We start from the raw sequence: 19712 nt of genomic DNA, 5'->3' as shown, positions 1-19712 counted from the left end.
CCGTGTCTGCGGGTACCTTCGGAACAGATCACCGCGGAAGCCGGGAAGGGAGGCCGGGCATGGGGGAGACGGGACTTGCCGTGCTGGAAGGCGTCCTGGAACGGATCACGTATGCCAACGAGGACAACGGCTACACGGTCGCGCGGGTCGACACCGGCCGCGGCTCGGAGGACCTGCTGACGGTCGTCGGCGCGCTGCTCGGCGCTCAGCCGGGTGAATCCCTGCGGATGCACGGCCGTTGGGGATCGCACCCGCAGTACGGCAAGCAGTTCACGGTGGAGAACTACACGACTGTCCTGCCGGCCACGATCCAGGGGATCCGCCGCTACCTGGGATCGGGGCTGATCAAGGGCATCGGCCCGCGGATCGCCGAGCGCATCGTCGAGCACTTCGGCACCAGCACGCTGGACGTCATCGAGAGCGAGCCCAAACGGCTTGTCGAGGTGCCCGGCCTCGGCCCCAAGCGGACAAAGCTGATAGCCGCCGCGTGGGAGGAACAAAAAGCGATCAAGGAGGTGATGATCTTTCTGCAGGGAGTGGGCGTGTCCACGTCCATCGCCGTGCGGATCTACAAGAGTTACGGGGACGCCTCGATCTCCGTGGTGAAGAACCAGCCGTACCGGCTGGCCGCCGAGGTCTGGGGGATCGGCTTCCTGACCGCGGACCGGCTGGCCCAGGCGGTCGGCATACCGCACGACAGCCCGGAGCGGGTCAAGGCGGGGCTCCAGTACGCCCTTTCGCAGGCCACCGACAGCGGCAACTGCTTCCTGCCCCAGGAACGGCTCATCTCCGACTCGGTGAAACTCCTTCAGGTGGACACCGGCCTGGTCATCGAGTGTCTGGGCGAACTCGCCGACGAGGAAGGCGTCGTCCGCGAGAACGTACCGGCGCCCGACGGCGACGGCGAGCCCGTGAAGGCCGTCTACCTGGTGCCGTTCCACCGCGCGGAGATCTCGCTCGCCGCCCAACTGCTGCGCCTGCTGCGTGGCCCGGAGGATCGGCTGCCCGCCTTCCGGGACGTGGACTGGGACAAGGCGCTGACCTGGCTCGCGGGCACCACGGGAACCGACCTCGCGCCCGAGCAGCAGCAGGCGGTACGGCTGGCGCTCACCGAGAAGGTCGCCGTGCTCACCGGCGGACCGGGCTGCGGCAAGTCCTTCACCGTGCGTTCGGTGGTCGCCCTCGCCCGGGCGAAGAAGGCCAAGGTGGTGCTCGCCGCTCCGACCGGCCGCGCGGCCAAGCGGCTGGCCGAGCTGACCGGCGCCGAAGCGTCCACCGTGCACCGGCTGCTGGAGCTCAAGCCGGGCGGTGACGCGGCGTACGACAAGGACCGGCCGCTGGACGCGGATCTGGTGGTGGTCGACGAGGCGTCAATGCTCGACCTGCTGCTCGCGAACAAGCTGGCCAAGGCGGTGCCACCGGGCGCCCATCTGCTGTTCGTCGGGGACGTCGACCAGCTGCCGAGCGTGGGCGCGGGTGAGGTGCTGCGGGACCTGCTCGCACCGGGCAGCCCGGTCCCCGCGGTACGGCTCACCCGGATCTTCCGGCAGGCCCAGCAGTCCGGCGTGGTGACCAACGCGCACCGGATCAACTCCGGCGTGCCGCCCATCACCCAGGGGCTGCCCGACTTCTTCCTCTTCGCCGAGGAGGACTCGGAGGAGGCGGGTCGGCTCACGGTGGACGTGGTGGCCCGGCGGATTCCGGCCAGGTTCGGTCTCGACCCGCGGCGGGACGTGCAGGTCCTGGCTCCGATGCACCGGGGTCCGGCCGGGGCCGGAGTGCTGAACGGGCTGCTTCAGCAGGCCGTCACCCCCGCACGCCCCGATCTGCCCGAGCGCAGGTTCGGCGGCCGTACCTTCCGGGTGGGGGACAAGGTCACCCAGATCAGAAACAACTATGACAAGGGCGCCAACGGCGTCTTCAACGGCACGGTCGGCGTGGTCACCGCACTCGACACCGTCGAGCAGCGGCTGACCGTGCGCACCGACGAGGACGAGGAGGTCGGCTACGACTTCGACGAGCTGGACGAGCTGACCCATGCCTACGCGGTGACGATCCACCGTTCGCAGGGCAGCGAGTATCCGGCGGTAGTGATCCCCGTCACCACGGGCGCCTGGATGATGCTCCAGCGCAACCTGCTCTACACCGCTGTCACCAGGGCAAAGAAGCTGGTCGTACTGGTCGGCTCGCGCCGTGCGATCGGGCAGGCGGTACGCACGGTTTCCGCCGGAAGACGCTTCACGGCTCTCGACCATCGGCTGTCCCAGGGCGCAAAATAGGCACTCCGTGCCACTTTTCGGCCCGATGGCCGACCCCGAGTGCACGCACGCGTGCCAAATGGGGGACAGTGGACGTAGTCAGGGCACCTCGAAGAAGAGGCAACACCGTCGGTGAGGGAATGACGTGAGCGACAACTCTGTAGTACTGCGGTACGAGAACAACGAGTACCGCTACCCGGTTGTAAACAGCACCGTCGGCGACAACGGCTTCGACATCGCCAAGCTGCGCGCCGACACCGGTCTGGTCACCCTGGACAGCGGTTACGGCAACACCGCGGCCTACAAGTCCGCGATCACCTTTCTCGACGGTGAGCAGGGCATCCTGCGCTACCGCGGATACCCGATCGAGCAGATCGCCGAGCGCGGTACGTTCCTGGAGACCGCCTACCTGCTGATCAACGGTGAGCTTCCGACTGTCGACCAGCTTGCGGAATTCAAGGGTGAGATCACGCAGCACACCCTGCTGCACGAGGACGTCAAACGGTTCTACGACGGCTTCCCGCGCGACGCCCATCCGATGGCGATGCTGTCGTCCGTGGTCAGCGCGCTGTCGACGTTCTACCAGGACAGCCACAACCCGTTCGACCCCGAGCAGCGCCACCTGTCCACGATCCGGCTGCTCGCCAAGCTGCCGACCATCGCGGCGTACGCGTACAAGAAGTCCGTCGGTCAGCCGGTGGTCTACCCGCGCAACGACCTCGGCTACGTCGAGAACTTCCTGCGGATGACCTTCTCGGTACCGGCCGAGGAGTACGAGCTCGACCCGGTGGTCGTCAGCGCGCTGGACAAGCTGCTCATCCTGCACGCGGACCACGAGCAGAACTGCTCGACGTCGACCGTACGGCTGGTCGGTTCGTCGCAGGCGAACCAGTTCGCCTCGATCTCGGCCGGTATCAGCGCGCTGTGGGGTCCGCTGCACGGCGGCGCCAACCAGTCGGTGCTGGAGATGCTGGAGGGCATCCAGGCGGACGGCGGCGACGTCGACTCCTTCATCCGCAAGGTGAAGAACAAGGAAGACGGCGTGAAGCTCATGGGCTTCGGGCACCGCGTCTACAAGAACTTCGACCCCCGGGCGAAGATCATCAAGTCGGCGGCGCACGACGTCCTGTCGGCGCTCGGCAAGTCCGACGAGCTGCTCGACATCGCGCTCAAGCTGGAGGAGCATGCGCTCAGCGACGACTACTTCGTGTCGCGCAAGCTCTACCCGAACGTGGACTTCTACACCGGTCTGATCTACCGCGCGATGGGCTTCCCGACCAGCATGTTCACCGTGCTGTTCGCACTGGGCCGACTGCCCGGCTGGATCGCCCAGTGGCACGAGATGATCAAGGAGCCCGGTTCCCGTATCGGCCGTCCGCGGCAGATCTACACCGGTGTCGTCACGCGCGACTACGTGCCGGTCGAGGGCCGCTGAACCGAGTCCGCACGGCGGGGTGTCCCGGAAGTCCGGGCACCCGGCCGACGGCTCGCGCCCTGTGAAGAAGCGCCCCGCGACGGATCCCCCCACGGGTCCGGCACGGGGCGCTCCCGTCTCCCGGAGCGGATCCCCCCACGGGTCCGTACCGGGCGTCTTTCGGCGGCCGCGCTGGCCGGGGCGGAGGGCCCGGGAGGGCCGCTCAAGCTCCCCGGGCGTCGCCCCGGCGACGCGACTGCGGCCCGTCCCCCAAGACGGACCGTACCGCAATCTCCCACCGGCTCCGCCGGGAGCGCGGTGCTCAAGACATAAGACCCACGAACCACCGTAATGGTTACGTTCCAAGTCATGTGATCTAGGTCTCTAAAAGTACGGCGTTTTCGCAGGCTACCCCGCTCGCGGCCCCGTGGGAGCGATCCCGTAGCGTGCTGTCTCTTCTTGAGGGGCGGAGGCACATGGCAGAGAACGGGACAGTGGTCCGCAATATCGTGGTGACCGGCGGGGGCACGGGCATCGGACTGGCCATCTCGACCCTGTTCGCCCGAGACGGCCATCGTGTCACGATCGTCGGCCGGCGTCGCGAGGTGCTGCACAGCGCCGCGGAGAATCTCAGGACCGAGCGCGGTCTGGACGTCACGCCGGTCGTCTGCGACCTGGCCGACCCCGACGACGTGGAGGCGGCCCTGCCGTATCTGCCCGCCCGGGTCGATGTCCTGGTCAACAGCGCGGGCAGCCGGGAGCCGGCCGTCGGCCCGGGGTCGCGTGGGGTGCTGGCCCGCTGGCGTGGCGACTTCGAGCGGAACGTGCTGACGGCCGTTCTGCTGACCGAGTCCCTCAAGGACCGCCTCACCCCCGACGGCGGCCGGGTGGTGACCGTGACGTCGGTTGCGGCCCTGCGTGGCGGAGGCTCCTACGGTGCCTCCAAGGCCGCCCTGCACGCCTGGAACCACTCGCTGGCGGCGCAGCTCGGCCCCCAGGGCGTGACCTGCAACATCGTGGCCCCCGGGACTGTGGCGGGCACCGAGTTCTTCGGTTCGCGGCTCAATGAGGCGGAATTGACCCGGAGGGCCGGCCGCACCCTGGTGGGCCGGGTCGGCCGCCCCGACGATGTGGCGGCCGCCGTGCTCTTCCTCGCATCGCCCGAGGCGGGCTTCATCACCGGCGAGATCCTGCAGTGCAACGGCGGGGAACTCCTCGGTCGCTGAGCCGAAGTCCCGGCCGCCGCGGCCGGGACGGCGGATGACCGGGGCCCGGCCGCGGCGGGAGTCCGAGAGGCTTTGGAGCCCCTTCGCTACTCCCGGCGGTGTACCTGTCCTGCCCGTCAGGACGAGGTTTCTTGTGAACGCCCGGAGAATTCCCCCATACGTGTGAAATCCCCTTGCCGCCCCCGTTGAACGCTGTCAGTTTTGATGTCCGGGGCGGGAAGAGGGGCGGCGGGATGGACGTTGCACTGAATGTGTCGTCACTTGACTTCACCTCCGGTCTCGTCGAGCACCTGCGAGGTGGACACGTCATCTGGGCGTACGCGGTGCTGGCCGCGACGACGGCCCCGCCGCTCGTGCCCAACGCAGTGCTGCTCGTCACGGGTGGCGTGATGGCCGCGGAGGGGCGGCTGGACCTGGCCCTGGTCCTCCTGGTGGTGGCGGGAAGCGCGGTCCTTGGCGACATGCTGATCCACCGGCTCGGCCGCGCGCTCAGCGGACGGGTGCTGGCCCGGATGCGACGCCGTCCCCGTCAGGCCGCTTTGCTGAAATGGGCCGCTCTGCGCATACAGCGACATGGGGTGCCGTTTGTCATAGGAATTCGGTTCCTGCCGAGCGGCCGGGTGATCGGCGGACTCGCGGCAGGCGTCGTGCGGTATCCGGCCCGGCGGTACGCCGCCGGCGCGGGCGTGGCGGAGGTGGTCTGGGCCTCCTACTCCGTCGGCGCGGGGTATGTCAGTGGCCGGGCGGCTTCGAACTCGTTCTACGCGCTCACGCTGGGTCTCGGGATCTCGCTGGTGGTGGCCGGTATCGGCACTGTGGCCCAGTGGATATCGCGGAGCAGGGACAGGCGGCGGACGGTGGCGGCGGGCGAGATCGCGCGCCCCTCCGCCGTGGTGGCCACCTCCCTCGCCGGCGAGTCCGGGGCGACGGTGTCCGTGGCGGACGGCGGGGTGCCGTCCTCGGATCCGCGCAAGAGCGCGGACTCACACGACTGCCCGTTGATGGGTGGGAAGTAGTCCGCCTTCGGTCACGACCGGTCGGCCCGGGTGACCGTTCTTCCGCCGCTGCTCAGCGCGCTGCGCCCTCCACGACAGGCTTGTCGCCCTTCTCCCGGCCGATCTCGCTCCCGTCCTCCGCCACCGGACCGGTGCCGAGGTAAGGCACCAGATAGCGGTAGAGCATGCTTTTCAGCTCCCGCACATAGGCCTCGTGCTCCGCGCCCTCGTGCTGCACGACGAGGTCGAGGCCGGCCTTGAACATCGCGAACGACATCTGGGCCACGAGCGACCGCTCGGTGGCGGACATCGACGGTTTGCGGACCGCCAGCAGTTCGGTGACGCGGCCCAGCAGGGACGCGTGGAGCACGTCGTGGTCCTCCGTGACCTTGCCGGGTGCGTCCGGGCCCTTGATCAGCGCGAGGAAGGCCGGATTGGCGCTGATGAACTCGATGAACGGGTCGGTCACCGCGTCGATCAGCCGGTCCAGCGGCAGTCGGGCGTTCTCCGCGGCGAAGACCGCGCCGTGCGCCGCCTCCATCTCGCGGATCAGCTGCCCGCTCAGCTCGACGGCGATGGCCTCCTTGTTCGGGAAGAACTGGTAGAGCGTCCCAGGTGACACGCCCGCCTCACGTGCGATGGCGTTCGTGCTGGACGCGGTGTAGCCCAGCGCGCAGAACACCTTGGCGGCCGCTTGCAGCAACTGCGTGATGCGCCGCTCGCCGCGGGCCTGGCGGCGGCGTGGCTTCTCGTCCGCCTCGGACACGTGTGACCCCCAGGGAGGATTGACAAACACGAGAGGTCACTCGCATTCTTGAAAACGCGAGTGATCGTTCGTGTTTCGATTCTACGTCGTGCTTACCAGTCATGCCGTTCTATGGGGAGAGGACACCTCTGTCATGTCTGATGTCAACCGCGCGAGCGAGGTCGGGGGCTGGACCCGGGTCGTGACCGCCAGACCGAGGCTGACGCTGCTGCTCGCCCTGCTCTTCACCGCCCTCGCGGTTGCCGCGGGCAGCGGGGCGGGGGACCGCCTCGCCAGTGGTGGCTGGAAGGCCCCCGCCTCCGAGTCCTCGTATGCGACGGCCGCGCTCACCCGGTACTTCCCGGCCTCCCAGCCCAATCTGATCCTGATGGTCGACGCGCGCGGAGCCGGGGTGGACAGTACGGGCGTGGTCACGCAGGGCGAGGAACTGGCCCGCAAACTGGGCGCGGACCCGGCGGTGACCGGGGTGACCTCCTACTGGGGGACGCACGCCCCGGAACTGCGTGCCAAGGACGGCGACTCCGCGATGATCACCGCCCGGCTGCGCGGTGACGACGACACGGTGGCCGCGGAGATGAAGCGGATCGCGCCCGCCTATCGCGGCGGACACGGGCCGGTCGACGTCACGGTCGGCGGGTCCGCCGCCGTGGGCCAGGAGATGCAGTCCATCATCCAGGAGGACCTGGTGCGCGCCGAGATGATCGCGCTCCCTGTCACCCTGCTGCTGCTCGTGATGGTCTTCGGAAGCGCGGTCGCGGCGCTCCTTCCGCTCGCCGTGGGGATCGTGGCGATACTCGGCACGAACGCGGTGCTGCGGGGGATCACCGAGTTCGCCGACGTCTCGGTCTTCGCGCAGAACCTCACCACCGCGCTGGGTCTGGGACTGGCGGTCGACTACGCGCTGTTCATCGTGCGCCGCTTCCGGGAGGAACTGGCGACGGGAGCCTCCCCGCGGACGGCGGTCGGAGCGACCTTGCGCACCGCCGGCCGCACCGTGCTCTTCTCCGCCCTGACCGTGGCGGCCTCGCTCTCGGCGATGCTCGTCTTCCCCCAGTACTTCCTTCGCTCCTTTGCCTACTCGGGTATCGCCGTGGTGCTGCTGGCCGCGGGCGCCGCCCTGGTCGTGCTGCCCGCGGTGCTGGTTCTGCTCGGTGACCGGGTCAACGCGTTCGATCTGCGGAAGGTTCTGCGCCGCGGGACCGCCGGCGACTCCGGCGCCGGATACGCCAGGTTCGCGCGGCTGGTGATGCGCAGGGCGCCGGTCTTCGCGGTCGGTGCCGTGGCCGGACTGCTGCTGCTCGGACTGCCGTTCCTCCAGGTGAAGTTCGGAATGGCGGACGACCGTCAGCTGCCGGCCTCGGCGGAGTCCCATGTGGTCCAGCAGCACATCCGTCAGGAGTTCCCCGGCAGCCCGGGCGGGGCGATTGCCGTGCTCGCGGAGGGCGCCGACGCGACCGAACTCGCCGCCTACCAGCACCGGGTGGCCGCGCTCCCCGGCGTGGTGCGCGTCAATGGACCCTTCACCGTGCCGGGTTCCGGCGCCGCCTATCTGACGGTGGTCCCCCGGGGTGAGGCGGTGGACACCGGTACACAGACTCTGGTGCACGAGATCCGGGCGGTACCGGCGGACTTCCACGCCTCGGTCACGGGACAGGCCGCGGTCCTGGTGGACAGCAAGGACGCCATAGCGAAGAAACTGCCATGGGCGGTCGGCATCATCGCCCTGGTCACCCTGCTGCTGGTCTTCCTTCTCACCGGGAGCGTGCTCATCCCCCTTCAGGCGGTCCTGCTCAACGCCCTCAGTCTGACCGCGATGTTCGGATCGGTGGTGTGGGTCTTCCAGGACGGTCATCTGTCGGGGCTGCTGGGATTCACCGCGACCGGGAGTATCGAGACGACCCTGCCGGTGCTGATGTTCTGTGTGGCCTTCGGACTCTCCATGGACTACGGGGTGTTCCTGCTCTCCCGGATCAAGGAGGAGTACGACCGGACCGGTGACCATCAGTCGTCCATCGTCTTCGGACTCAAACGGACCGGTGGACTGATCACGGCGGCGGCGGTCATCCTGGCCGTGGTGATGGTCGCGATAGGCACTTCTCGGGTGGCCAACACCAAGATGCTGGGACTGGGTGTCGCGCTGGCGGTGGTCATGGATGCCATGGTCGTGCGCACCCTGCTGGTCCCCGCGGTGATGCGACTGACCGGGCGGGCAACTTGGTGGGCGCCGCCGGTGCTGCGCAGGTTCCATGAGCGGTTCGGCATATCCGAGAGCGGAGGCGGGGCGTCGTCCGGTGACGCGGAGGCCCCGCGCTCCGAGGAGTGGCGGGACCCCGAGCCGGTCTCCGGGCGCTGACCTCAGTCAGGACCCCGGCGGCCGCGGTTCCCCGGCCGCCGGGCACTCCAGCTCCTGACGGTGTCGGCGTACCAGAACGGTTTGCCACCCTCCACGACATCGGGATCGGGCAGGTGTCCGTGCTTGCGATACGAGCGCACGGTGTCGACCTGGACGCGGATATGTGCGGCAATGTCCGCGTATGACCACAAAGTCCGGTCGGTCATGATGCACCTCCAAGTGGCGGGGATGTCGATCAGCACCCTCGTCCGGTCAACGACGCGTGGCGACAGCCGCATGCACTTGTTGATCTTCTGTGACACAGAACCCGCGTAACGGTGACAAACGTGCCGAACGGGTAACGGGCTCTGGAGGGTGGGCGGTTGCACCGGACCGCCGGTTGCCGCCGGTGCGCCGAGCACCCTCCGCCCTCGGCGCGGCTGAGATGAGGAGAAGGACGGTGAAGCGCTTCAACAGCAGCACATAGGGTTTGAACTGGGCACTTTTACGGACGGGAGAGGAAGGATGAATGGGGAGAGGTTCTTTCATCGAATCGCTTCACTGGATACATTGATCCCTGTACGTCCCTCGTCACGCCTCCCACCCGCGTCGGATGGAGTCCGCCATGGCCACGCTCGCCGAGGTTGCCCGGCACGCCGGAGTCTCCGCCAGCACGGTGTCGTACGTCCTCAGCGGCAAGCGGTCCATCTCGGAGGAGACCAGGCATCGGGTGGAGCGGAGCATCCGGGAGCTCGGCTATCACCCCAACGCGGGCGCCCGGGCGCTGGCCAGCAACCGTTCGCACATCATCGCGCTGATGGTGCCGCTGCGTACGGACATGTATGTACCCGTGATGATGGAGATCGCCATCGCGGTGGCCACGACCGCGCGGCAGTACGGGCACGATGTGCTGCTGCTGACGGGGGAGGAGGGCCCGGCGGCGGTACGGAGGGTCGCGGGGAGCGGACTCGCGGACGCCATGATCGTGATGGACGTGGAACTGGAGGACGAGCGGGTGCCGTTGCTGCGGGACTCCGACCGGCCTTCGGTGCTGATCGGCCTGCCGACCGATCCGACCGGGCTGACCTGTGTGGACCTGGATTTCGCGGCCACCGGGGCGCTGTGCGCGGACCACCTTGCCGACCTCGGCCACCGGGAGATCGCGGTGATCGGCGAGGCCGCGGCGGTCTACCAGCGCCACACGGGGTTCGCCGAGCGCACGCTCGACGGACTGCGTCACCGGGCCCGGGAGCGTGGGGTACGGGTCATTCACCGCCCCTGCGACGGCAGTTACGAGTCGACCGCGGGCGTGCTGAGCCGGATCTTCGAGGAACGGCCCGGCACCAGCGCGCTGGTGGTGCAGAACGAGACGGCGGTCGGCCCGCTGCTCGGCCTGCTCCGGCAGCAGGGCCGGGCGGTCCCCGAGGATGTGTCGGTCATCGCGATCTGCCCGGACCAGGTGGCGTTGCAGGCGTCGGTGCAGCTGACGTCGGTGGCCATACCCGCACAGGAGATGGGACGCCAGGCCGTCGAGCTGGTGATGGCCAAGATCGAGGACCGTGAGCCGGCGGCCGTCACCCTGCTGGCGCCGCTGCTCACCGCCCGGGCCAGCACCGGACCGGCACCCACCGCCTCCTGAGCCGCACCCCACGCCTGTCCGTCACCGCTGCTCGAAGTCGATACGGTCCAGCCGCACCGGGCCGTTGAGTGTGAGGTGCAGGTCCCGTACGCCCGACAGGGCGGGCCCGTCCACGGACACATCGGCGTAGGAGTAGCGGCCGCCCGTCACCGGAACCGAGGCGGTGCCGATCACCGTGCCGTCGCCGAGGCGCAGGGCGACGGTGGCGGGCAGGTCCGGGCCCTTCTCCAGGGCGACCCTCAGCCAGGCGCGGACCGCTCCCGAGCCGAAGTCGCAGTCACGGAAGACAAGCGCCCCGGGCTTGTCCGGGGAGGCGGGTGTGACCGCGTCGCCGCGCTCGCGGGAGAGGTCGACGAGGGCGACACCGTTCTGGGTGTCGAAGTCGGCGGCGGCGAGGCCGCGGTGCAGGACCGGGCGCGGGGCCGGGGGCTCGCCATCCAGTTCGAAGGCGCCGACCAGGCGGATGTCGGCGCTGGAGGCCCCGACGTGGAGTTCGTACCCGCCAGGGTCGGTGGTCCAGCGCTGATGGGCGACGTCCCAGAAGCCGAGCCGTTCCCTCGGCACGGTGAAGGTGATGCGCGCCGATTCTCCCGGCGCCAGCGGCACCCGGCGGTGGTCGACCAGGGCCCGCCGGGGTCGGGGGACGCGTGGGCGGGACGGATGGGCGTAGAGCTGGACGGTCTCGGTGCCGGTCATCGGGCCGGTGTTGGTGACGGTGAGGGTGGCCGCCACCGTGGACTCGCCGACGGCGATGTCCAGTTCACGGTAGGTGAAGGAGGTGTAGGACAGGCCGTGGCCGAAGGAGTGGAGAGGAACGCCGTCGAAGTAGAGATAGGTGGCGCCCGCGGTGATCAGGTCGTAGTCGAGGAGGCCGGGCAGGTCGGAGTCGGCGCGGTACCAGGTCTGCGGCAGCCGGCCGGAAGGGCAGACATCGCCGAACAGGACCCGGGCGAGCGCCGTGCCCGATGACTGGCCGCCGTGCGCGGCCCACAGCAGGGCGGGCAGGGCGTCGCTCGCCTCGCCGACTGCGTAGGGGTAGCTGGAGACCAGGGCCAGCATCGTACGGGGGTTGGCGGAGAGGGCCGCGCGCCACAGGCGGTCCTGGGCCGGCGGCAGGGCGAGGGTGGTGCGGTCCTCGGTCTCGCGGCCGTTGATGTGGGGGTCGTTTCCCGCGACGACGATCACTACGTCCGCCCCCGCCGCGGCGGCCGTCACCACGTCCACCCCGCGGGAGGCGTATTCGACGGTGAAGAGCGTGCCCTCGCCGGCCCCGCCCTCGCTTCCGGCCTCCTCGGCGGCAACCTTCAGCCCCGCCGCGGAGACCTGGACATGACGGCCGGTCCCGACATGCAGCAGGAGGTGCGCGTCACCGTGCGGGACGAGCCGGAAGGTCTCCTGGACGACCCAGCCGCCGGGCTGTTCGGCGGCGGCCCGCAGCAGGCCGTCCTGGGCGACCGTCAGATAGCGGCCGCCGGGGACATGGAGGGTGATCAGGCCGTCGCCCCAGTCGGTGAGGGCGAGTTCGGTGGCGCGCCGCCGGTCCGGTACGACGGTCAGGGGAGGCACATCGGTGCGGCCCGGCGTGTGCGCGGGATTGAGCGAGCCCTCGTTCGGCGTCGGCTCGTCGTGCCCCGACCCGGGCACATGCGCCCAGCCGTCGGCGGTCCGCAGCCGTACCCGGTCCGCGCCGTCGGCGAACAGGACCCGGTCGGCGCCGAGGCGTTCCCGGACGGCGGCCAGCGGCGAGGTGCGGCGGATGAGCGAGCCGCTGTACCAGTCCGTCCTGACCTCGTCGGCGAGCGGCCCCACGACGGCGACGGTACGCACACGGTCGGCGTCGAGCGGCAGCAGCCCGTCGTTGCCGAGCAGGACGATGGCGGCCTCGGCGGCCTCCAGGGCGAGCGCGCGGTGTTCGGGGGTGTCGTACGCGGACTCGACGGCCGGCGCGCCGGCCCCGTACGCCCCGCCGTCCGGGTCGAACTCCCCGAGCCGCAGCCGCATCGCCAGCAGCCGCCGTACCGCCGCGTCGACGTCGGCCGGGTCGGCGAGGCCCTGGTCGAGGGCCCGGCGCAGCCGTCCGGTGATGATCGAGGAGTCCTGGTCGTGATCGGTGAAGCTGTCCACTCCGGCGATCAGGGCGGCGGCCGACGCCTCCTCGTGAGTGGCGAAGTAGTGCTCGGAGTCGACCAGGTTGGAGGGCGCCCCCGCGTCGGAGCAGACGACGAGATCGCGCTCCGGGGCCCAGCGGCGGAGGTGTTCGGAGAGCAACGGGGACACGTGGTTGGGCCGGCCGTTGACCAGGTTGTACGCGGGCATCACACCGGCCGCCGTACCCGCCTCGATCGGGCCGCGGAAGGCGCGCAGATCGTATTCGTGCAGGACACGCGGGCGTACGGAGGAGGAGGTGGTGTCACGGCGGGTCTCGTTGTTGTGGGCGAGCCAGTGCTTGAGGATCGGCGCGGTGCGCCAGTGGGCCGGGTGGTCGCCGCGCAGACCGGAGGTGAAGGCGGTGGCGAGATCGGAGGTGAGCTGGGGGTCCTCGGAGTAGCCCTCCTCGTTGCGGCCCCAGCGCGGATCGCGCAGCAGATTGACGGTGGGCGCCCAGACGTTGAGTCCGACCCGGGGGTCGCGGGCCCGCATCGCCCGCACCTCGCGCCCGGTCGCCTCGCCGACCCTGCGCACCAGTTGGGGGTCCCAGGTCGCGCCGAGGCCGACAGCCTGCGGGAACACGGTGGCGGGCCCGCTCCAGGCCACGCCGTGCAGCGCCTCCTGCCCGGTGCGGAAGGCGGCCAGGCCCAGCCGCGGCACGGCGGGCGCGAACTGGTGCAGCATCGCGATGCGTTCATCGGAGGTGAGCCGCGCCAGCAGGTCGTCCACACGGGCGGCCAGGGGGAGCCGCGGGTCGCGGAACGGGAAGTCGTCGGTGGTCACGCGGGACCCTCTCTGGGCTGGTCATTCGAAGCGCTTCGATGCTGGCCGGACGCCTTGGCGCTGTCAAGGGATTCGTCCGTAACCACCCAAGTCGTCGGGTGTAGGGCGGCCTCGTCGCCAGGAATGCGGCTCCGATGAAAATGTGCGACCGGCCCTTGCGCGCCCTGACGCCCCCACTTAATCTCATCGCAACATCGAAGCGCTTCGATCGTCCATTCACGGCGCCATGAAGGGTTGACGCAATGCCGAACTCCCAGGCCCCGCAGGGCAGATCAGCGACCGGTGCACCGGGACCAGCGGGAGGCCGGATGTACGCCACCAGCCGTCGCACGCTGCTCAGCGGGGCCACCGCTGTCGCCGCCCTCACCGCCGCCGGCCCGCTGCTGGCCTCCTGCTCCCCCGCCAAGAGCACCAGCACCACGGGCAGTGTCGCCACCGGCAGCACGCTCAAGGAACTGCTCCCGGCGTATGTGCCCTCCACGCTCGTCACCCCCGATGTCGCCGGCGTCAACGGATCGAGCCCCGGCTTCACCAAGCTGCCCGACCCGCTGGCCGTTTCGGTGCCGACGCCCCCGGGCAAGGGCAGCACCTTCCAGGCCATGACCCCGATCTGGGGAACGGTCCCTAAGAAGAGCAACGCCTATTACAAGGCGATCGACCAGGCCGTCGGGGCGACCGTGAAGTTCGACCCGCTGGACGGCACGACCTATCAGGACAAGATCGGCGCGGTCCTCGCCTCCAGCGACATCCCTGATGTGATGACCATTCCGGGCTGGAACATGCAGGGACAGATCCGCAGCGCGATCGAGCACCGTTTCGCGGACCTGGGACCGTATCTCTCCGGCAACGCGATCAAGAAGTACCCGAACCTGGCGAACATCCCCACCGGCGCCTGGCAGATGTCGATCTTCGGTGGCAAGCTGCGCGGTCTGCCCAACCCGAGCCCGGTACTCGGCAACGCGATCTTCTACCGCAAGGACCTCGTCGACGGGCTCGGCGCAGCCCTTCCCGGCTCCGCCGACGAGCTGGTCACCTTCGGCAAGGCCGTCACCGACGCCAAGCACAAGCGATGGGCCTTCGACGACCTGTGGGTCTGCATTCAGAAGATCTTCGGAGTGCTGCCCGACGCGCCGCACTACTGGCAGCTCCAGGACGGCAAGCTCGTCCACAAGATAGAGACCCAGGAGTACCGCGAGGCCCTGGCCTTCGCCCGCAAGCTGCACGACCAGGGCCTGGTGCACCCCGACGCGGACGCGGGCAAGGACGGCGACGCGAAGATACGTTTCACCTCCGGCCAGACGATCATGTACAACGACGGCACCGGCGGCTGGTACGGGATGGTCTCCGAACAGGCCAAGCAGAACCCGTCGTTCGACATGCAGGCCCTGGACTACTTCGCGGCCGAAGGTGGGGACCCGCTGCTCTGGCAGGACGACCAGGCCGGCATCTTCACCTTCCTCAACAAGAACCTCCCGAAGGAGAAGATCGAGGAACTCCTCGCCATCGCCGACTACGCGGCCGCCCCCTTCGGCACCAAGGAGTTCCAGCTCGTCAACTACGGCGTCGAAGGCGTCCACTACAAGCTGGAGAACGGCACCCCCGCCTTCACCCAGCAGGGCGTCCAGGAGGCGCAGCCTGCCACCTTCTACTTCCTCGCCGCGCCGCCGCCCGCCATCGCGCACCCGGACCAGCCGCAGATGGTCAAGGACTACGCCGCGTGGATGGGCCGCCAGGCGAAGTTCCTCAAGAAGCCGCTCTTCTACGGGATGCAGATCGTCGAACCCACCCGGTTCGCCACCCTCTACACCCCCTTCGACGATCTGCAGAAGGACATTCGCCGCGGCCGCAAGTCGGTCAGCGCGGTCGAGGAGGCCGTCACCACCTGGAAGAAGAACGGAGGCGACCAGCTTCGCGCCTTCTACCAGGACATCCTTGACAAGAACGGCAGCGGTACGTGACAAGCGAACACGTGGCGACGCAGGAGCAGACGGCGGAGGGCGGGCGTCCGGAGACCTCTGGCGGCCAGGCGGGGGGCGGCCGTACGACACGGCCGCACCCGGCCCCCGGGAGCGCGACCGAACCGCCCGCCGAGCCGGCCCGCGGCATCACCCGCCGTCAGCGCCTGCGCCGCGACCGCACACTGCTGCTGATGACCGCCCCGGCGGTCGTCCTGCTGCTGATCTTCAACTACATTCCGCTGCTCGGGAATGTGGTCGCCTTCCAGGACTACGACGTCTACGGCGCCGGCATCACCGGCAGCCCCTTCGTCGGTTTCGACAACTTCCGGCGGCTCTTCAACGACTACCGGTTCTGGGAGGTCATCGGCAATACTTTGACGATCACTTTCACCCAGTTGATACTCTTTTTCCCGATCCCCATCGCGCTCGCGCTGCTTCTCAACACCGTGCTGAGCGCCCGGATCAGGGCCTGGGTGCAGGCCATCGTCTATCTGCCGCACTTCTTCTCCTGGGTGCTGGTCATCACCGTCTTCCAGCAGATGTTCGGCGGCGCCGGGCTGATCGCGCAGAATCTGCGCCAGCACGGTGTGAACGGCTTCGACCTGATGACCAATCCGGGGCTGTTCAAGTTCCTGGTCACCGCCCAGGCCGTCTGGAAGGACGCCGGCTGGGGTGTGATCGTCTTCCTGGCCGCGCTGTCCGCGGTCAGCCACGAGCTGTACGAGGCCGCGGCCGTCGACGGGGCCAACCGCTGGCGGCGCATGTGGCATGTCACGCTGCCCGCCCTGCGGCCGGTGATCGCTCTCCTCCTGGTGCTGCGCGTCGGCGACGCGCTCAACGCGGGCTTCGAGCAGATCCTGTTGCAGCGTGACGCGGTCGGCCCCGGGGCCTCCGAGATCCTCGACACCTACATCTGGTTCACCGGACTCAAGTCCGGCGACTTCGGCTACGCGGCGGCCGCCGGAATCTTCAAGGGCGTCTTCAGCGTCGGGATGGTGCTGCTCGCCAACAGGGTCGCCCACATGCTGGGCGAGCAGGGGGTGTACTCCAGACGATGACAGCCGTACCGGAAACCGCGGTCGGGGGAACGGCCCGGTTGGGCGGACACCCCCGCCCGACGCGTGGCAACAGGGCCGGAGGAAACCGTCCCGTCTGGGAGGAGGAGCCCTCCGCGATCGGCCAAGGTCTCAAGGGCGCCGCGCTGATCGGGGTGTGCCTGGCCGTCCTGGGTCCGCTGTGGGTCGTGGTCGTCACCAGCCTGTCCGACGCCAAGACCGTCAACGACGCCGGGGGCCTGGTGATCTGGCCGCGGTCGATCACCTTCGAGTCGTACACCGAACTGCTCAGCGGTGGCATCGTCACCCGCGCCGCCCTGGTCAGCCTCGGGGTGACGCTGGTCGGCACGGCGCTGAGCATGGTGGTGTCGGTGCTGTGCGCGTACGGCCTGTCGCGAAGCGGTTCGTTCGCCCACCGGCCCGTCCTGATGCTCCTCATGGGGACGATGTTCTTCGGCGCGGGCCTGATTCCCACCTATCTGCTGGTCACCGGGATCGGCCTCGGGGACAGCTACTGGGCGATGATCCTGCCCAGTGCGATCAGTGTGTTCAACATCCTTGTGCTGCGCTCCTTCTTCATGGGTGTGGCACCCGAACTCATCGACAGCGCACGGATTGACGGGGCGGGGGAGTGGCGCATCCTGCTGCAGATCGTCGTACCGCTGTCCCGCGCGGTGATCGCCGTGATCTCGCTCTTCTACGCGGTCGGCTACTGGAGCCAGTGGTTCAACGCGTCCATCTACATCAACGACAGCGAGAAGTACCCGTTGCAGATGATCCTGCGGCAGATCGTCCTCAAACAGGAGGTGCCGCCGGGCGCGATGGGCAACGCGGTCAGCAGCGGGCAGATCTCCAGCCTGTCGGTGCAGATGGCTGTGATGATGCTGGCCCTGATCCCGGTGGCGGTGCTCTCGCCCTTCGTGCAGAAGCATTTCCACAAGGGGATGCTCATCGGCGCGGTGAAGGGCTGAGTCGCATGCCGTCCTCGCCGCCGTTCGCCGAGCCGCCATCCGTCGAGCCGCCATCCGTCGAGCCGTCGTGCGCCCAGCCGCCGTTCGCCGAGCGGCCATCCGCCGAGCGGCCGTCCCGCGCGCCGCTGCCCTCCGGTCCTTCGCTCGACGACGTCACCCGGGGCCGCGTGCTCTTCGGCGGGGACTGGAACCCCGAGCAGTGGCCTCGGGAGGTCTGGCGGGAGGACGTACGGCTCATGCGTGAGGCCGGCGTCAACACCGTGACCGTCGGCGTCTTCTCCTGGGCGACCCTGGAACCGCGCCCCGGCGCCCGGGACTTCGACTGGCTCGACCACGTCATGGACCTGCTCGCCGAGCACGGCATCGGCGCCGTCCTCGCCACCCCCACCGCCTCACCGCCGCCCTGGCTCGGCGCCCTTCACCCCGAGACACTGCCGCGCGCCGAGGACGGCACGGTCGTCTCGTACGGCTCCCGCAACCACTTCTGCGCCAGCTCACCGGTCTACCGGGCCCGCGCCGCCGCCCTCACCGAGGATCTGGCCGCGCGGTACGCCCGCCACCCGGCCCTGCGCATGTGGCACATCAACAACGAGTACGGGACTGCCTGCTGGTGCGACACCACGGCCGCCCACTTCCGGCGCTGGCTACGCGCCCGGTACGGCACCCTGGGCGCGCTGAACGACGCCTGGGGAACGGCCTTCTGGAGCCAGGCGTACGGCTCCTGGGAGGAGATCCTGCCGCCGCGCCAGGCGCAGTACATCCGCAACCCGGCCCTGGGGCTGGACTTCCGCCGCTTTACCTCCGACGCCCTGCTGGAGTGCTTCACCGCCGAGCGCGACATCGTCGTGCGGCACACCCCTGACACGCCCGTGACCACCAACTTCATGCCGCTGTTCATCGGCCAGGATGGCTGGGCGTGGGCCGAGCGGGAGGACGTCGTCTCCGTCGACGTCTACCCCGACCCGAAGGACCCGCAGGCCGCCGCGTACGGGGCGCTGGTCCAGGACCTCACCCGTTCGCAGGCGCGCGGCGGGCCGTGGATGCTGATGGAGCAGGCCGCGGGCGCGGTCAGCTGGCGGCCCGTCAACCAGCCGAAGCCGCCGGGGCTGATGCGGCTGTGGTCCCTGCAGGCCGTGGCCCGCGGCGCCGACGCCGTGTGCTTCTTCCAGTGGCGGGCCTCCCGGCAGGGCGGCGAGAAGTTCCACTCCGCGATGCTGGGGCACTCGGGGCCGGGCGGACGCGTCTTCCAGGAGGTCAGCGCGCTCGGCGCCGACCTGGCCCGGATCGGTCCCGCCGTCAGCGGCACCCGTCCGACCGCCGCCGCGGTGATCCTGTTCGACTGGCACTCCTGGTGGGCCGGCCAGCAGGACGGCCGCCCCTCCGCGCGCCTGGACCAGGCCGAGATCGTACGGGCCTGGCACCAGGTGCTGTGGCAGGCCGGCATCACAACGGACTTCGCACCCCCTGAGGCGGATCTGACGCCGTATCCGCTGGTCCTCTTGCCGCAGCTCTATCTGCTCTCCGACGCCGCGCTCGACGGGCTCGCCGCCTATGCGCGCGGTGGCGGGACGCTGGTCTGTGGCTTCTTCACCGGCGTGGCGGACATCGACGACCGGATCAGGCCGGGCGGCGTGGACGCCCGGCTGCGGGAGATCCTGGGGCTGGCGGCCGTGCACGAGTGGTGGCCGCTGGAGGAGGGCGAGGAGGTGGCCGTGGCGGCTGAGGTGCCCGGCCTCGACGACTTCCGCGGAGAGACGTGGACCGAGGATCTGGTAACGGGCGGTGCCCAGGTGCTCGCCCGTTACAGCGGCGGCGCGCTCGACGGGCGGCCCGCCGTGACCCGGCACGCGTACGGCGACGGCAGGGCCTGGTACCTGTCGACGCTCCCCGACCCGGCGGCGCTGCGGACCCTGCTGATCCGCGCCGCCGACGAAGCCGGTGTACGGCCTTCGCTCACTCAACTCCCCGCTGGAGTGGAGGCCGTACACCGTGGTGATCTGCTCTTCCTGCTCAACCACAGCACCGAGCCGGTGAAGGTCCCACTGCCGGAGGGTCGTTGTGAGGATCTTCTGACCGATCACCCGTTCGAGGGGATGATCACGCTCGGTCGTTTCGGCGTCGCCGTCCTGCGGCAGACTCCCTGCTGAGAGAAAGATCCGCCCGCGAC

At 69.5% G+C, this 19712-nt stretch carries 13 protein-coding genes; 10 read left to right on the top strand and 3 right to left on the bottom strand.

Features of this window, described 5'->3' with window-relative positions:
• Positions 1-59: 59 nt before the first annotated feature.
• The 4 genes from recD2 to OHA30_RS10875 all read left to right on the top strand — a co-directional run bounded on the left by recD2 (position 60) and on the right by OHA30_RS10875 (position 5914).
• On the top strand, positions 60-2279 hold the full coding sequence (recD2, locus tag OHA30_RS10890) for an SF1B family DNA helicase RecD2 (protein ID WP_328913617.1): 2220 nt from the start codon (positions 60-62) through the stop codon (positions 2277-2279).
• 124 nt (positions 2280-2403) lie between these two features.
• Positions 2404-3693, top strand: a complete 1290-nt coding sequence (locus OHA30_RS10885; RefSeq protein WP_328913616.1) for a citrate synthase — start codon at positions 2404-2406, stop codon at positions 3691-3693.
• 455 nt (positions 3694-4148) lie between these two features.
• Positions 4149-4898: an SDR family NAD(P)-dependent oxidoreductase gene (locus OHA30_RS10880; RefSeq protein WP_328913615.1), complete on the top strand. Its 750-nt coding sequence runs from the start codon at positions 4149-4151 to the stop codon at positions 4896-4898.
• Positions 4899-5131: 233 nt separating this feature from the next.
• Positions 5132-5914, top strand: a complete 783-nt coding sequence (locus OHA30_RS10875) for a DedA family protein (protein WP_328913614.1) — start codon at positions 5132-5134, stop codon at positions 5912-5914.
• Between the two features lie 52 nt (positions 5915-5966).
• Here the strand turns inward: OHA30_RS10875 and OHA30_RS10870 are convergent, their stop codons facing one another.
• Positions 5967-6659, bottom strand: a complete 693-nt coding sequence (locus tag OHA30_RS10870; RefSeq protein ID WP_328913613.1) for a TetR/AcrR family transcriptional regulator — start codon at positions 6657-6659, stop codon at positions 5967-5969.
• A gap of 133 nt (positions 6660-6792) precedes the next feature.
• Between OHA30_RS10870 and OHA30_RS10865 the strand changes: the two genes are divergently transcribed.
• Positions 6793-9012 (top strand): MMPL family transporter, encoded by a 2220-nt coding sequence (locus tag OHA30_RS10865; protein WP_328913612.1) that lies wholly within the window; start codon positions 6793-6795, stop codon positions 9010-9012.
• A gap of 2 nt (positions 9013-9014) precedes the next feature.
• Here OHA30_RS10865 and OHA30_RS10860 read toward each other — a convergent pair whose 3' ends face one another.
• Positions 9015-9218 (bottom strand): MarR family transcriptional regulator, encoded by a 204-nt coding sequence (locus OHA30_RS10860; RefSeq protein WP_328917817.1) that lies wholly within the window; start codon positions 9216-9218, stop codon positions 9015-9017.
• A gap of 398 nt (positions 9219-9616) precedes the next feature.
• On the opposite strand from OHA30_RS10860, the gene OHA30_RS10855 reads away from it, so the two are divergent.
• A complete protein-coding gene (locus OHA30_RS10855) occupies positions 9617-10630 on the top strand; it encodes a LacI family DNA-binding transcriptional regulator (protein ID WP_328913611.1) in 1014 nt (337 codons plus the stop codon).
• A 21-nt stretch (positions 10631-10651) separates the two neighbouring features.
• On the opposite strand, the gene OHA30_RS10850 is transcribed toward OHA30_RS10855, so the two are convergent.
• Positions 10652-13561 carry a glycoside hydrolase family 3 C-terminal domain-containing protein gene (locus OHA30_RS10850; RefSeq protein ID WP_328913610.1) on the bottom strand — a complete coding sequence of 970 codons (2910 nt, stop codon included), beginning with the start codon at positions 13559-13561 and terminating at the stop codon, positions 10652-10654.
• Positions 13562-13869: 308 nt separating this feature from the next.
• On the opposite strand from OHA30_RS10850, the gene OHA30_RS10845 reads away from it, so the two are divergent.
• From OHA30_RS10845 to OHA30_RS10830, 4 genes are read left to right on the top strand one after another with little or no spacing between them, the layout of a single operon-like run.
• Complete coding sequence (locus OHA30_RS10845; protein ID WP_328913609.1) at positions 13870-15519, top strand: extracellular solute-binding protein; 1650 nt, start codon at positions 13870-13872, stop codon at positions 15517-15519.
• Complete coding sequence (locus OHA30_RS10840; protein WP_328913608.1) at positions 15516-16577, top strand: ABC transporter permease; 1062 nt, start codon at positions 15516-15518, stop codon at positions 16575-16577. Before OHA30_RS10845 ends, OHA30_RS10840 begins: the two co-directional genes overlap by 4 nt.
• Positions 16574-17545, top strand: coding sequence for a carbohydrate ABC transporter permease (locus OHA30_RS10835; protein WP_328913607.1), 972 nt, complete (start codon positions 16574-16576; stop codon positions 17543-17545). The genes OHA30_RS10840 and OHA30_RS10835 overlap by 4 nt, the downstream gene beginning before the upstream one ends.
• A 5-nt stretch (positions 17546-17550) precedes the next feature.
• A complete protein-coding gene (locus OHA30_RS10830; RefSeq protein WP_328913606.1) occupies positions 17551-19692 on the top strand; it encodes a beta-galactosidase in 2142 nt (713 codons plus the stop codon).
• Positions 19693-19712 lie beyond the last annotated feature (20 nt).

The organism is Streptomyces sp. NBC_00223, assembly GCF_036199905.1.
GTDB lineage: Bacteria > Actinomycetota > Actinomycetes > Streptomycetales > Streptomycetaceae > Actinacidiphila.
Note: the sequence above shows the minus strand (reverse complement) of the source record. Positions and strands in the feature narration are given on the sequence as shown.